Annotated in this window: 13 protein-coding genes; all 13 read left to right on the top strand. The window is 41.1% G+C overall.

The window, feature by feature from the left end; genetic code table 11:
- The first annotated feature begins 208 nt into the window (after positions 1-208).
- The 13 genes from VGE44_RS03190 (at position 209) to VGE44_RS03130 (ending at position 14,244) form a co-directional block, all read left to right on the top strand.
- On the top strand, positions 209-1,042 hold the full coding sequence (locus tag VGE44_RS03190) for a universal stress protein (RefSeq protein ID WP_331076312.1): 834 nt from the start codon (positions 209-211) through the stop codon (positions 1,040-1,042).
- A 142-nt stretch (positions 1,043-1,184) separates the two neighbouring features.
- A complete protein-coding gene (locus tag VGE44_RS03185; RefSeq protein WP_331076311.1) occupies positions 1,185-3,287 on the top strand; it encodes a PQQ-binding-like beta-propeller repeat protein in 2,103 nt (700 codons plus the stop codon).
- Positions 3,288-3,784: 497 nt separating this feature from the next.
- Positions 3,785-4,201: a GreA/GreB family elongation factor gene (locus VGE44_RS03180; protein WP_331076310.1), complete on the top strand. Its 417-nt coding sequence runs from the start codon at positions 3,785-3,787 to the stop codon at positions 4,199-4,201.
- 85 nt (positions 4,202-4,286) lie between these two features.
- Complete coding sequence (locus tag VGE44_RS03175) at positions 4,287-5,579, top strand: MgtC/SapB family protein (RefSeq protein ID WP_331076309.1); 1,293 nt, start codon at positions 4,287-4,289, stop codon at positions 5,577-5,579.
- 97 nt (positions 5,580-5,676) lie between these two features.
- Positions 5,677-6,258, top strand: coding sequence for a YbhB/YbcL family Raf kinase inhibitor-like protein (locus VGE44_RS03170; protein ID WP_331076308.1), 582 nt, complete (start codon positions 5,677-5,679; stop codon positions 6,256-6,258).
- Between the two features lie 102 nt (positions 6,259-6,360).
- Positions 6,361-7,194, top strand: a complete 834-nt coding sequence (gene ygiD / locus VGE44_RS03165) for a 4,5-DOPA dioxygenase extradiol (RefSeq protein ID WP_331076307.1) — start codon at positions 6,361-6,363, stop codon at positions 7,192-7,194.
- A gap of 266 nt (positions 7,195-7,460) precedes the next feature.
- Positions 7,461-8,717 carry an L-fucose:H+ symporter permease gene (gene fucP, locus VGE44_RS03160; RefSeq protein WP_331076306.1) on the top strand — a complete coding sequence of 419 codons (1,257 nt, stop codon included), beginning with the start codon at positions 7,461-7,463 and terminating at the stop codon, positions 8,715-8,717.
- Positions 8,710-9,039 carry an L-rhamnose mutarotase gene (locus VGE44_RS03155; RefSeq protein WP_331076305.1) on the top strand — a complete coding sequence of 110 codons (330 nt, stop codon included), beginning with the start codon at positions 8,710-8,712 and terminating at the stop codon, positions 9,037-9,039. Before fucP ends, VGE44_RS03155 begins: the two co-directional genes overlap by 8 nt.
- A 6-nt stretch (positions 9,040-9,045) precedes the next feature.
- Complete coding sequence (locus VGE44_RS03150; RefSeq protein WP_331076304.1) at positions 9,046-10,722, top strand: altronate dehydratase family protein; 1,677 nt, start codon at positions 9,046-9,048, stop codon at positions 10,720-10,722.
- A gap of 22 nt (positions 10,723-10,744) precedes the next feature.
- On the top strand, positions 10,745-11,509 hold the full coding sequence (locus VGE44_RS03145; RefSeq protein WP_331076303.1) for a glucose 1-dehydrogenase: 765 nt from the start codon (positions 10,745-10,747) through the stop codon (positions 11,507-11,509).
- A gap of 100 nt (positions 11,510-11,609) precedes the next feature.
- Positions 11,610-12,467 carry a fumarylacetoacetate hydrolase family protein gene (locus tag VGE44_RS03140; RefSeq protein ID WP_331076302.1) on the top strand — a complete coding sequence of 286 codons (858 nt, stop codon included), beginning with the start codon at positions 11,610-11,612 and terminating at the stop codon, positions 12,465-12,467.
- The gene (locus VGE44_RS03135; RefSeq protein ID WP_331076301.1) at positions 12,454-13,281 is read left to right on the top strand and encodes an amidohydrolase family protein; all 828 of its coding nucleotides are present in this window, start codon (positions 12,454-12,456) and stop codon (positions 13,279-13,281) included. Before VGE44_RS03140 ends, VGE44_RS03135 begins: the two co-directional genes overlap by 14 nt.
- 177 nt (positions 13,282-13,458) lie before the next feature.
- Positions 13,459-14,244: an SDR family oxidoreductase gene (locus VGE44_RS03130; protein WP_331076300.1), complete on the top strand. Its 786-nt coding sequence runs from the start codon at positions 13,459-13,461 to the stop codon at positions 14,242-14,244.
- The last annotated feature ends 111 nt before the right edge of the window (positions 14,245-14,355 follow it).

Genomic DNA, 14,355 nt, shown 5'->3' with positions numbered 1-14,355 from the left:
CACAAATATGAGGGTTTGTAAATTTAATAATGTGATCATTGTCATTGGCTTATCTGAGGATGGTCATTTACTTCAATTTTCAAATTCCTAACTTAGCTTTTTATAAAATCAGGAAGTAAAGCCTGTTATAAACTTTCGAGATATCAATTATCGGTATGATTAATGTTGTTTCGATAGAATTAATTCAGAATAATATCAATTCGCTCATATGAAAAAGATTCTTGTTACAACTGATTTCTCCTCAAATTCCAAAGCAGGGATGCGCTTTGCTATACAAATGGCTTCACAGCAGGAATGTGAATTAACATTTTTTCATTCCTACTATATAATGAAGCCCACTTCGTGGGGTGAAAAGACGTTTACCAGTTATGAAAATCATGAAGCCACGAAGATTAAAGCTAAGCTTGAGAAATTTGTAGCAGCGGTATATGCTGGAATGGGTGCTGTTCCCGGTAAAATAAATCACGTGATCAGCAGTTCTTTCATAACAGATGCTAATATTATGAAATATGCAAGTGACAAAAAGTTTGATTTTATTTGCATCAGCAGAAGAGGTGGAGGCAAAGTGAAAAAGATTTTTGGAACCAATACATCCAACCTGATACTTCAGTCTAAGGTACCTGTAATTGCTGTTCCGAACACATATAAGCATACCAGAATTAAATCAGTTTTATATGCTACAGACCTTTCGGATCTGGAAAAGGAGATGAAACAGGTTGTTGAATTTGCAAATCCCCTGGGAGCAGAAATTGAATTGCTTCATCTGAATTACCCCTCTGATATTGTTTTTAATTCGAAAGTGATTGAGAATGTCATCCGCAAATTTCCTAAATCACATATCAAGTACAGTCTTGAAAATATTAATCTGCTTTATAACCTGGTTGTAAACCTGCAGGCTGTGATCAAAAAACATAAGCCTTCTATTCTGGTGATGTTTACTGATCAGAGCCAGGGATTTTTCCAGAAACTGTTCCTATCAAGCAGTACTGCAGAATATTCATTAAATTCATCAGTGCCTCTTCTGGTTTATCCAAAAAAATAAATTGTCTCGGGCAGGACTTTTTCTGGTTCTCCCTGATGCCAGATCAGAAATTTATACGGGCTGTAAAACCGGATTTCTGATAAATTTTTATAATTTAATGGGATAAATTCTGGTCTTAAATATCTGATCTAATAGAATCCTAATGAAGAATCTCCTGTTCAGGATTGCCGCAGTTTCGGGCATTTGCCTTCTGCTCTTAAGTTTTCGCGGGTATTTGGCTAAGCCTTTGCAAAGCGACTGGCCTGAATATTTGGGAGGTGCCGACAGAAATCACTATTCATCACTTTCAAAGATCAATACAGCCAATATAAAGTCTCTGAAGCCGGTTTGGGAATTTCATACAGGAGATTCAGGTCAGGTACAATGTAACCCTATCATAATTGAAAATCGTTTGTATGCAGTTACTGCTTCAAATCATTTGTTTGCGCTAAATGCAGCTACCGGACAGGAATTATGGCGATTTTCTCCTGAAAGTAAAGGTGCATCGAATGTGAACAGGGGTGTGGCTTACTGGTCTAAAGGGAAAGACAAGCGAATTATGTTTGCATTTCAAACCTGGCTTTACGCTGTAAATGCGATAACTGGCAAACCGATTCTTTCATTTGGAGATGGGGGCAGAGTCAGTTTGAAAAGCGGGCTTGGAGAAGAATCTGCGACTAAATTCGTGTCATCTACCACCCCCGGGACAATCTTTGGTGACCTGATTATCATGCCCATGAGGTTAGGTGAAGGCACTGGGTCAGCTCCAGGATATATACAGGCATTTAATATAAGAACCGGGAAACTTGCCTGGGTATTTAAAACAATTCCTCATCCCGGTGAACCCGGATACGAAACCTGGCCGGCGGATGCTTACAAAAATCCGGCGATAGGTGCCGCAAACAATTGGGCCGGGATGGCTGTCGACCGGAAACGTGGAATTCTTTATGTTCCAACAGGTTCAGCTTCATTTGATTTTTATGGAGGTAACCGTGAGGGTAAAAACCTGTATGCGAATTCATTGATCGCCTTGAATGCAAGAACAGGGAAATATATCTGGCATTTCCAAACCGTTCACCATGATATTTGGGACAGGGATCTTCCGGCTCCCCCGAATTTGATCACAATAAACAGGAATGGTAAAAGTGTTGATGCTGTAGCTCAGGTGACTAAATCAGGTCATATTTTTGTTTTTGACCGTGTTACCGGAGAGCCGATTTTCCCAATTGATGAGGTTCCTGTACCGCAATCTACCCTTCCGGGAGAAAAAACATGGCCAACACAGCCTGTTCCGCGTATGCCAAAGCCGTTTGCCAGGCAAACATTGACCGAAGATGATATCACTCACTTTTCGGGGAAAAGGGATTCGCTTTTAACTGTTTTCAGACAGGCAAAACTGGGAGCTTTTGAACCACTTGATTTCCGGCAGACGCTGATCTTCCCTGGCCCGGATGGTGCGGCAGAGTGGGGAGGGGCTGCGGTTGATAAAGAAGGTATTATTTATGTCAATTCCAATGAAATGGCCTGGTTATTTAGTCTCAGTCCTAAAAATGAAGCAAAAACGAAGAAACTGAGTTCGGGTAAATCTTTGTATCTGAATCATTGTCAATCCTGCCATCGTTCCGATTTTTCGGGTAATCCTCAGAGCGGTTATCCGGCTTTGATTGGAATCAGGGAACGTCTGGGTCGCTCAGTAACAACAAGCCTGATCACAAACGGCAAAGGTATGATGCCTGGATTTAGCCAGATCAGTGATGCAGAGAAGCAATCTATTATCTCTTATATTTTTGGTGAAGAGAAGGAAGAACTAAATCTTGTGGCTAAAGATGAGTATCCGGATGTACCATACCGCTTCAACGGATACAATAAGTTTCTGGATGAAAAGGGCTATCCGGCCATTAGTCCGCCATGGGGAACTCTTAGTGCAATTGATTTGAATACCGGCCAGCAAGTCTGGCAAATCCCTTTAGGTGAAATTAAAGAACTGACTAAGAAAGGTATTCCTGTAACAGGTACTGAAAATTATGGTGGCCCGCTCGTTACAGCCGGAGGTTTGTTATTTATTGCTGCTACTAAAGACAATACTTTCAGGGCATTTGATAAAAAGACGGGTAAACTACTTTGGGAACATCCCTTGCCCGCTTCAGGTTTTGCAACACCATCAACCTATATGGTCAATGGCAAGCAGTATGTAGTAATCGCCTGCGGCGGAACTAAACTGGGAATGAACAAGGGAGATAGTTATGTGGCCTTTGCTTTGAATTAATCAGTGTAAATTTTGGTTTTAATGGATTCCCGGAAACATTTAGATACCTGTTGTTGACAGGCAGCGGGGTACATGTAAGGCGGTTTTCTTCTTTAATTGCCAATTTAGCCGTATCTTTGTTTGATCAGCTCAATGCTATAATGAAACAATTGGTATCAAATTTCAGGAAAATATTAAAGAGCCTTGCAAACAGAATGCAGGTGGCTTTTATTTCCTCTGCCATATTGAACCGTTTCAATTTTCCTATCGGATATTCTTTCCAGGTAAGCAGTAAGGACTTTATTAATTAAGCCCCGGCCTATTTAACAGGTTTGGGGCCTTCTGGTCATTCCATTTTTATTTTCATTATAAATTTTCTGAGGAATCAGCGCTATTGTCTTTTAGGAATAGACATTTTTGCTGTTTTTGGATTTGAATTTAAGAATTGAGTCGTTCCGGAAATAAAAAATCCATCATCCTAATAAATAATTAATATACATCTTAAAAAAAATCAGCATATGAAAATAGCTCAATTGATCTTATCGAAAAATGATTTTGAACTTTTGCAAAATCACCTTAATCTGAGTACCAAACTCTCAGAATTTAATAAAAAGAAACTTAGTCTGGAGTTGAAAACTGCCAGAGTGCTCAAGTCTGATGAAATGCCCGAGGATGTTGTTTCCGAAAATTCTTATGTTGAGATTGAGGATACTGAAAGCGGACAGAAATATAATTTCAATCTGGTGAGTCCCAATAAAGCAGATTATAAAACCAATAAGCTTTCTATTCTGGCACCAATTGGAGTGGCACTATTAGGCTATCGTCCGGGCATTGAAGTCGATTGGGAAATGCCAACCGGGCTCCGTACATTCAGGATAGTATCGGTAAAACGAACCAGTGAATTGAGACCCGATAGCTATCGGGTGGAGAATTGAGAGTGATTTTAAATTATCAACTGTCAACTGTCAACTATCAATTAAAATGAGATGACTATCTTAGTTTAAAATTTAAAATCCCAAAATGGAATTTGAAGCAGCAAAGCTTTCTGATGTAAATATGGATCATCTTTTAGGTCTGGTTATAAGTATTGGTATGGGTTTTCTGATCGGCATGGAGCGGCAATTTTCAAAGGAAGCTCAGGAGCATGTGGAGCAATTTGCCGGAATAAGAACCTTTACCATGGTTTCTATGTTTGGGTTTATAGCTGCAATACTTTCATCTCTGATTGGAACATGGATCTTTGGTGCAACTCTGGTTTGTGTTTTTGCATTTGTGATAATATCCTATATCCAATTATCCAAACTGCCCAGTAATACGGGTGCAACATCTGAATTTGCGCTACTGATTACGTTCATGTTAGGCGGATTGGTGTTTCTTGGTATGGTGTTATTCGCACTCATAGTTATGGTGGTAATGCTTCTTCTATTGACTTTCAGGCCAACTTTGCACCTCTTTGTAGAGAAACTCAAACGTCAGGAATTACTTGCCATAATTTTGTTTGTCGTAATGTCGGCCCTGGTGATTCCTTTTCTTCCGGATGATAATTTTGGACCTTATGATTTATGGAATCTGAAAGAAATCTGGCAAATGGTGGTTCTGGTTGCAGGTACAAGCCTGGTGGGTTATATGATTGCCAAATTTATGGGGGATAGGGGCACCATCATCGCTGGCCTTGTAGGGGGGCTGGTTTCGAGTACTTCGGTGGCTCTGACCTTTTCCCGGAAGAGTAAAGAAGCTGCATCAGTAAACTCATCCTTTTATTATGCTATGGGTATAATCTCTGCCTGTACAATCATGTTCCCAAGGGTTCTTTTTGAGGTTTACGTGATTAATTGGGACCTTTTTTTGGAATTGTGGGTCCCTATACTGATCATTTCAACAGCAGGTTTTGGTTCTGCTTTTTTAATTTATACATTCAGGAAGGGTAAGCCGGGCAGTGATGGAATCATCCTCAAAAACCCTCTTGATCTTGCTACCGCCATTAAGTTTGCATTGTTATATGCTGCGATTCAATGGCTTGTAAAATATGCCGGTGAAAATTTCGGGGATAATGGAACCTATATTGCCGGAGCAATTTCTGGGATCACCGATGTGGATGCAATTACCCTTTCTATGGCTAAAATGGCTAAATCCGGAGGGGATTCTGCTATTGCTATCAATACAATTTTAATAGCTGCCCTCTCCAATACTCTGGTCAAGTTCATGATTGTACTCAGTATTGGAAGTGTTGAACTGCGTAAAACCGCGTTCTTTGGGTTTTGTGCAATATTTCTTACCGGATTAGCCTATTTTCTTCTCTATTCCAATTTCTGAGACCAATCAACTTCATATCCTTTATTTTACATGCTTTGGGAGGAAGGAATCAATATAATTACTAATTTGCTCATGTTATTTTAAACATAAACCGAACATGAAAAAGATATTTTTAATCTCTGCACTAGTGATGAGTGCTGCTTTTTTAAGCAATGCACAAACTACTCCGGCACCAATGACCCTTAGCACGAATGCTTTTGCTGACGGGACTATCATACCTGTAAAATTCAGTCAGGCTGCTCCCGGAGCAGCACCTGGAGAGGGTACTTCGCCTGCATTATCATGGGGAAATGTACCTGCCGGTACAAAGAGCTTATTGCTTCATATGCATGATCTGGATTTTGTACGGAATAAAACTACTGATGATCAGGTTCACTGGCTGGTCTGGAATATTCCTGCAAGTTCAACAGGTTTTCCAGAAGGACTTCCAAGAGGAGCAAAATTACCGGATGGCAGTTATCAGATAAGCGTGACTGGCCCGGTTTACCGTGGTCCCGGAGCCGCAGCAAGTGGTCCTCTGCACCATTATATGTTTGAAATTCTTGCTCTTGATATCACACTTGATTTTCCGGCTGTAAATAATGACCCCTTCGATACCAGAGCTAAAGTAATGCAGACCATTCAGGGACATATCCTCGGTAAAGCTGTAATGGGCGGACTCTTCAAAAGACCTCAGTAAAAAGCAAAATCTTGATGCAAATCAAGGCCCTTTTTTAACTTATATCAATAGCATCTGGACTTTCAGGTGCTATTTTTGTATCTGATAATCAAATACTAAGACATGTCAGATCTCAGCAAATTCAACAGATTTACCAGTGATTTAAAAGAAGACGGATATCTGATGCCCGTACTTTTTGTCGGTCATGGTTCTCCTATGAATGGAATTGAAGACAATGAGTTTTCAGACCATTGGAAACAGCTGGCCCGTGAAATTCCCCGGCCGGCAGCTGTGCTGGTAATTTCGGCTCATTGGCTAAGCAATGGAACGAAAGTTACAGCAATGGATTTCCCACCAACGATCCATGATTTTGGGGGATTTCCACAGGCATTGTTCGATGTTCAATACCCAGCACCTGGAAGTATTCAGGTTGCGAATGAAACTATATCATTATTACATTCAGTTCATGCTGAACCGGATCATGATTGGGGACTTGACCATGGTGCATGGACCGTCGTCAGACATATGTATCCTGAAGCAAATGTTCCGGTGCTTCAATTGAGTATAGATTATTCTAAAGGTCCGCAACACCATTATGATCTCGCAAAGGATCTGTATTCTTTACGTAAAAAAGGAGTGTTGATTCTTGGCAGTGGTAATATGGTTCACAATTTAAGGATGGTAGCCTGGGATCGCTTGAATGAGCCGGAGTATGGATTTGACTGGGCATATGAACTGAATAATAAGTTTAAACAGTTAATTGCCGATGGAAATCATCAGGCATTGATTAATTTTAATACAATCAGCCCGGATATTTCAAAGGCCATACCTACATCAGAACATTACCTTCCTTTACTGTACAATTTAGGCCTTCAGGGGAGGAATGAGGAGGTCTCATTTTTTAATGATAAAGCAGTAGGGGGTTCATTGACAATGACCTCGGTTAGGATAGGGTAAATTCTGATATTTCTTCAAACGATATTTTTTTGCAGGCCCTCAACAACTCTTGATAGGATTGTGTAAGCATTCGTGTCGGGCTAAACTTTCCGAATGCAAATATTTCAAAAACATTTACTTAAAGGTAGGATCTCTTTAAAATAAAACCACCTGAATTAGTATTATTGTAATGTAATCCTCAGGCCAATCCGGCTGTCATCCTGAAAAAAATATTTTTCAGACTAAGGGAAATACACTTACAGCGGGACATACTAATACAGGATTATATGGCAAAGAACAAATACTTCTTCCCTTTCATAATGGTTACCTCGTTGTTCTTTATGTGGGGTTTTGTCCACAACCTGGATCCAATATTGATTCCTCATTTAAAGAAATCGTTCAGCCTGAATATATTACAGTCATCTTTAGTAGATTCTGCAGTTTTTATTGCCTATCTGCTTGTTGCTATTCCCGCAGGGATACTGATGAAAAAGTATGGGTATAAAACCGGAATTTTATCAGGATTGGTCTTATTTGCTATTGGTTCTTTCTTATTTATTCCGGCAGCAAACACTCAGCAATATTCATTCTTTCTCGGGGCATTGTTTATCATCTCATGCGGACTTACCATTCTCGAAACAGCAGCTAATCCCTATGTCTCTTTGCTGGGCGACCCTGAGTCAGCGACCAGCAGACTTAATTTCGCCCAGTCATTTAACGGATTGGCGGCTACCATGGCTCCAATCATTGGAGCAAGATTTATTTTAACAGAAGGATACAGTAATGAGGAACTTAAGGCAATGACCGAAAGTGCCAGGCAGATTGCTCTGGCTTCTGAGGCCTCTACAGTAAAGGTTCCATATTTTATTCTGGGAAGTTTAATTCTAGTCATTGCAGCTATCTTTTATTTTTTGCGTCTTCCAGATGTTGAAGATAAGGATGAGAGTAAAAGCCTCAACGTGTTTCGGGCACTTCGTCATCGGCACCTGACATGGGCTGTTGTAGCTCAGTTTTTCTATGTAGGGGCTCAGGTCTGTGTTTTCAGCTTTTTTATTTTGTATGCGGTAGAAGTTGCCGGTATCAGTAATGTACTGGCTGCTGATTATTTGGGCTGGGGCTGCGGACTGGCTTTTATGGTGGGAAGGTTTTTTGGTGTATTTATGATGAAATTTATTGCTTCTGAGCGATTGCTGGCTATTTATTCTGCAATCTGTATTTTACTTTGTCTTATAGCCACCTTCAGCTATGGTTTTATAGCGATTTATGCTGTTATTGGAATTACATTCTTTATGTCAATTATGTTCCCAACAATTTTCTCATTGGGAATTAAAGGATTAGGAAGCGATACCCAATATGGTAGTAGTTTAATTGTGATGGCAATTTTTGGTGGGGCAGTTCTGCCGCTGTTTTTTGGCTATATTTCAGACCTGAGCGGGAAGGTTCAGTATGGGCAGATTGTGAGTTTAATTTGTTTTTGTGTGATATTTGCTTTTGCAGTAAAAGGATATAAAGTAATAAAATCTCAAACTAAAAACTATGCGTAGATATTGCCTTGCAGTCGATCTAAAAGACGATCCGAAACTCATTGCAGAGTATGAATCATGGCACAGAAAAGTCTGGCCGGAAATTATAGAAAGTATCCGGTCTTCAGGGATTGAGGATATGACGATCTACCGTTATTCAAACCGTCTGTTCATGATTATGGAGGTAAATGATAATTTCAGTTTTGAGAAGAAAGCTGCGGCTGATTTAGCTGATCCTAAAGTCCAGGAATGGGAGGAGTTTATGTGGAACTTTCAACAGGCCATTCCGGGGGTAAAGCCTGGTGAAAAATGGGTTTTAATGGAAAAAATATTTCAACTATAATTATAAATGAATACGAATTTCGAAGAGGGAAAAAAGCACCGGTTTCTGCAGATTCATGCCCAGGATAATGTTCTGGTTGCCCTGCAGGATCTTGCAAAGGGTGAAGAAATTGATTTCGGAGGGAAAACACTGGTACTCAGTACTGCTGTGGAATCGAAGCATAAGTTTGCCATAGGATCCTTTAAAAAAGGAGACCGGATCATCATGTATGGGGTTCTGGTTGGTATTGCTAATCAGGATATTGCTCAGGGAGAGGCTATAACAGTGAAGAATGTGGATCATGCTTCCAGTGATTATGTGCTTGGTGAGCGCAAGTCTCATTGGGATAAGCCTGATACCTCTGCCTTTGAAGGAAAAATATTTAATGGATTTCACCGTGCCGATGGTTCGGTAGGAACACGTAATTTCTGGCTGGTCATTCCATTGGTTTTTTGTGAAAACCGGAATGTGAATGTGCTTAAAGAAGCTCTGGATGAAAAATTGGGTTATAAGAAGGTAAAGAGTTATGAAAATGAGGTCGAAAGCCTGATCTCCATGTACAAAACAGGAAAATCAACGGAAGAAATTCTGAATGCCGATTTGATGGCTACTCCAAATGAAGCTAAAAGAACCCGTTTATTCCCAAATGTTGATGGAGTGAAATTTATAACCCACGACATGGGCTGTGGAGGTATCAAACTGGATGCGGATAGTTTATGCGGACTCATTGCAGGATATATTACCCATCCAAATGTTGCAGGTGCGACGATTTTGAGTCTGGGTTGCCAGCATTCGGAAGTTGGCACCTTACAGAATGAGATCAGAAAACGCGATCCTCAATTCAGTAAGCCCCTGACTATCCTCGAGCAACAGGCCCTGGGTACTGAAACGAATCTGATGCAGGAAGCTTTGAAAAGAACTTTTGCAGGTCTGGTTGAAGCGAACAAAAATGAACGGAAACCTGCCCCGATTTCCAAAATATGCATCGGTTTGGAGTGTGGCGGATCTGATGGGTTTTCGGGGATTTCTGCAAATCCGGCCCTGGGTTATGTTTCAGACATCCTTGTTTCATTGGGCGGATCTGTTGTGCTTTCCGAATTTCCTGAGCTTTGCGGGGTGGAACAGGAGTTGAGCGACCGTTGTGTGGATGAAGAAACTGCTACCCGTTTTATGCATCTGATGAGGACCTACAATGCAAGGGCGGTAGCGGATGGATCTGGTTTTTATGCCAATCCATCTCCGGGAAATATCCGTGACGGATTGATTACAGATGCAATGAAATCTGCCGGGGCTGCTAAAAAAGGGGGATCTTCTCCAGTAACTGCTGTGCTTGATTATCCTGAAAAGGTTAAAAGCATGGGACTTAATCTCCTCTGCACCCCGGGAAGTGATGTAGAAAGTACTACCGCAGAAGTGGCTGCAGGTGCCAATATCGTGCTTTTTACAACTGGTTTAGGTACCCCGACAGGAAATCCGGTAACACCGGTTATCAAGCTGAGTACCAATACAAAAACATTTCTGAAAATGCCTGATATTATCGATATTAACTGCGGAACAATCATTGACGGTTCGGAGACCATAAAAGAGAACGCTCACCGCATTCTGGACTATGTGATCAGAGTTGCGAGTGGTGAAGAACAGCCCAAAGCCATGCAATTGGGGCAGGACGATTTTATCCCATGGAAACGGGGTGTTTCATTATAATTTTATCAAATTTTTAAATAATATGTTCAGCTTAAAAGGAAAAACAGCAGTAATTACAGGTGGGGGAAGTGGTATCGGAAAAGGCATCGCAATGGTGTTTGCAGCCCAGGGTGCCAATGTTAAGATTGTGGAATTGAATCAGGATGCAGGTCTTGCAGTAGTAAAAGAGATCACAGATAATGGCGGAACAGCTTCTGCACATGGTTGCGATGTATCAAAACAGGCCGATGTGCTATCACTGTTCAACAGTATTGGTAAGATCGATATCCTGGTTAACAATGCAGGTATTGCACATGTAGGAAGAGCCGACACGACTTCTGAAGCGGATATGGACAGAATCTATAATGTCAATGTGAAAGGTGCCTACAATTGTCTTTTTGCTGCAATTCCATTGATGAAGAAAAGTGGGGGCGGTGCTATTCTGAACCTTGCATCAATCGTTGCTATTGTGGGTGTGGCTGATCGCTTTGCCTATTCAATGAGTAAAGGTGCAGTTTATGCAATGACACTTTCAGTAGCTAAAGATTACCTTGCTGATAATATCCGCTGCAACAGTATCTCACCTGCAAGGGTGCATACGCCGTTTGTGGATGGGTTTATTGCCAAAAACTATCCGGGTCAGGAAGAAGAAATGTTCGAGAAACTGTCTAAAACACAGCCGGTTGGAAGAATGGCGACACCAGAGGATATTGCAGCAATCGCATTATACCTATGCTCGGATGAAGCCAGCTTCGTAACCGGAAATGATTATCCGATCGACGGTGGATTTATTAAGCTTAATAGCTAATTTATATAATTCAAGCAACGCCTAAGGGCTTTTTTATTTATAAGGATGCCTCATTGTTGTTTAGACAAAGAGCAGCATCCAAACAAAATTTAATACTAAAATGAAATTAATCAGATGGGGGAAACCCGGACAGGAAAAAACAGGAGTAATTATCAATGATGTAAAGTACGATACTTCTGCTTTTGGTGAAGATTACAATGAGGCATTTTTTGAAAACGACGGGCTGAATCGTTTGGCTTCATTTTTGAAAGCAAATGAGGGTAAACTGAATGCAATTGCTGATGCTGAGCGTCTTGGTTCTCCGGTTGCGCGTCCTTCCAAAATTCTTTGTATTGGTCTGAACTATGTGAAGCATGCAGAGGAGTCGGGAATGGCAATACCTGCAGAACCAATTCTGTTTATGAAGTCAACTACCTCATTAGTAGGACCCTTTGATGACATTACTATTCCTAAAAATTCAGTAAAATCAGACTGGGAAGTGGAACTTGCCTTTGTGATCGGTAAAAAAGCAAGCTATGTTTCTGAAGCAGAAGCCATGGATTATGTAGCCGGATATTGCCTTCATAATGACGTTTCTGAACGTGAATGGCAGTTGGAGCGTGGTGGTACCTGGGATAAAGGTAAAGGCTGCGACACTTTTGCCCCGGTTGGTCCGTTTTTAGCGACTAAAGACGAGATTGCTGATCCCCATAAATTAAGATTATGGTTAAAACTGAATGGTAAAATTATGCAGGACAGTAATACAGACGATCTGATCTTCAATATTCCTTTCCTGGTTTCTTACCTGAGCAATTTTATGACCCTTCTTCCGGGAGATATCATTTCAACAGGAACGCCAGCTGGTGTAGGATTAGGTTTCAAGCCGCCGATCTTCCTGAAAGACGGGGATGTGATTGAGCTGGGCATCGACGGACTTGGCGAATCAAGACAGGTTGCTAAAGCCTATGCTAAAGCTTGATTCACATCAGCACTTTTGGCAATTTGACCCAATAAGAGATAACTGGATCACAGAGGAAATGGAAGTCATACGTCATGACTTCCTTCCTCCTGATCTTAAACCATTGTTTGATGCCAATGGGATACAGGGCTGCATCGCGGTGCAGGCCGACCAGTCGGAGACCGAAACTGATTTCCTGCTCGCTCTGGCTGAAGAATATGATTTCATTAAAGGAGTTGTGGGCTGGGTTGATCTTTGTTCCCCCAAAATTCATGAACGGCTCGAATATTATTCCCAATTTCCAAAACTTAAAGGATTCAGGCATATTCTGCAGGCCGAACCTGTAGAATTTATGCTCAAAGCCGAATTTCAACGGGGAATTTTGGCTTTAAAGAATTTCGGCTTTACTTATGACATTCTCATTTATCCTAGGCACCTGCCTGTCACCCCGCAATTTATCCGGAATTTGGATAATCAAGCTTTTGTGATCGATCACCTCGCCAAACCTGACATAAAAAATGGCCTTTTTCTTAATTGGGAAGCCGAAATGAAGCAGATTGCTTCATTTGAGAATGTTTACTGTAAGCTTTCGGGTATGATTACTGAAGCTGATTTGAAAAACTGGAAAAAGGAAGATATCTTTCCATACATGGATAAAGTTTTCGACTTTTTTGGTGCAGAACGACTAATGTTTGGCAGTGACTGGCCGGTATGCAAACTGGCAGGGGAATATGATGCGGTTTGCGGATTAGTGGAGGAATATTTGAGTAAATTGAGTATCCGGGAGCAGGAATTGGTTTGGGGGAAGAATGCAGAACAATTCTATAAACTTTAGTACATTGAGTGTGTTAATACGCGTACAGCGTTCGGTCATTGTGAGCGTACTGTTTTGTCATTGCGAGTATAGCGAAGCAATCTCCTGCTGAATGCCATGGGATTGCTTCGTTGTTCCTCCTCGCAATGACATCCCATAATGACGCTACTAAATCAGATTTGATAAATAGAATAAATAATGGATTTAAAATTAAAAGATAAAGTAATTCTGGTCAGTGGTGGTGCCAAGGGCATTGGCGAGGCAATTGTGAAGGTTTTGGCTGCTGAAGGCGCTATTCCTGTTATTATTGGCCGAAATGAGGCTGATAATTTGAAACTACTTGCTGAACTGGAATCTGAAGGATTACTGGCTTTCCAGATCGTTGCTGAGTTAACAATGCCCAAAGAATGTGAGAAAGTGATTAAATTGACACTTGAAAAATTCGGCAGGATCGATTCCCTCGTGAATAATGCCGGGGTGAATGATAGTGTTGGTTTGGAGAAGGGCTCTTACGAAGGTTTCGTAGCAAGTTTGCATAAGAATGTGATTCATTATTATTTACTGGCTCACCATGCCCTGCCTTCACTTAAAAAATCTAAAGGAGCTGCCATCGTAAATATCAGCTCAAAAACAGCTGAAACTGGTCAGGGAGGCACTTCCGCCTATGCTGCAGCCAATGGCGCCCGCAATGCCTTAACCCGCGAGTGGGCAGTTGAATTATTGCCTCACAGTATTCGGGTCAATTCTGTAATTGTCGCAGAATGCTGGACTCCCCTGTACGAAAGCTGGATCAAAACCCTTGCAAAGCCCGAGGAAAAACTGAAAGACATTGTCAGTAAAATTCCCCTCGAAAATCGTATGACCACTGCGAAAGAAATTGCCGATACCGTTGCTTTTTTACTTTCAGAGCGATCATCTCATACCACGGGGCAATTGATTCATGTGGATGGGGGTTATGTTCATCTGGACCGGGCCATTTGTTAAAGCTTAATGCCTAAAGCCTAAAGAAAAAAGTGTAAAGTTAAAAGGGAAAAGCTATAATCCATTTGGACCCTCATTCCGAATGCAATGAGGAATCTGTTCAAAATGATAATT

This window comes from Daejeonella sp., assembly GCF_036405355.1.
Taxonomy (GTDB): domain Bacteria; phylum Bacteroidota; class Bacteroidia; order Sphingobacteriales; family Sphingobacteriaceae; genus Daejeonella.
Note: the sequence above shows the minus strand (reverse complement) of the source record. Positions and strands in the feature narration are given on the sequence as shown.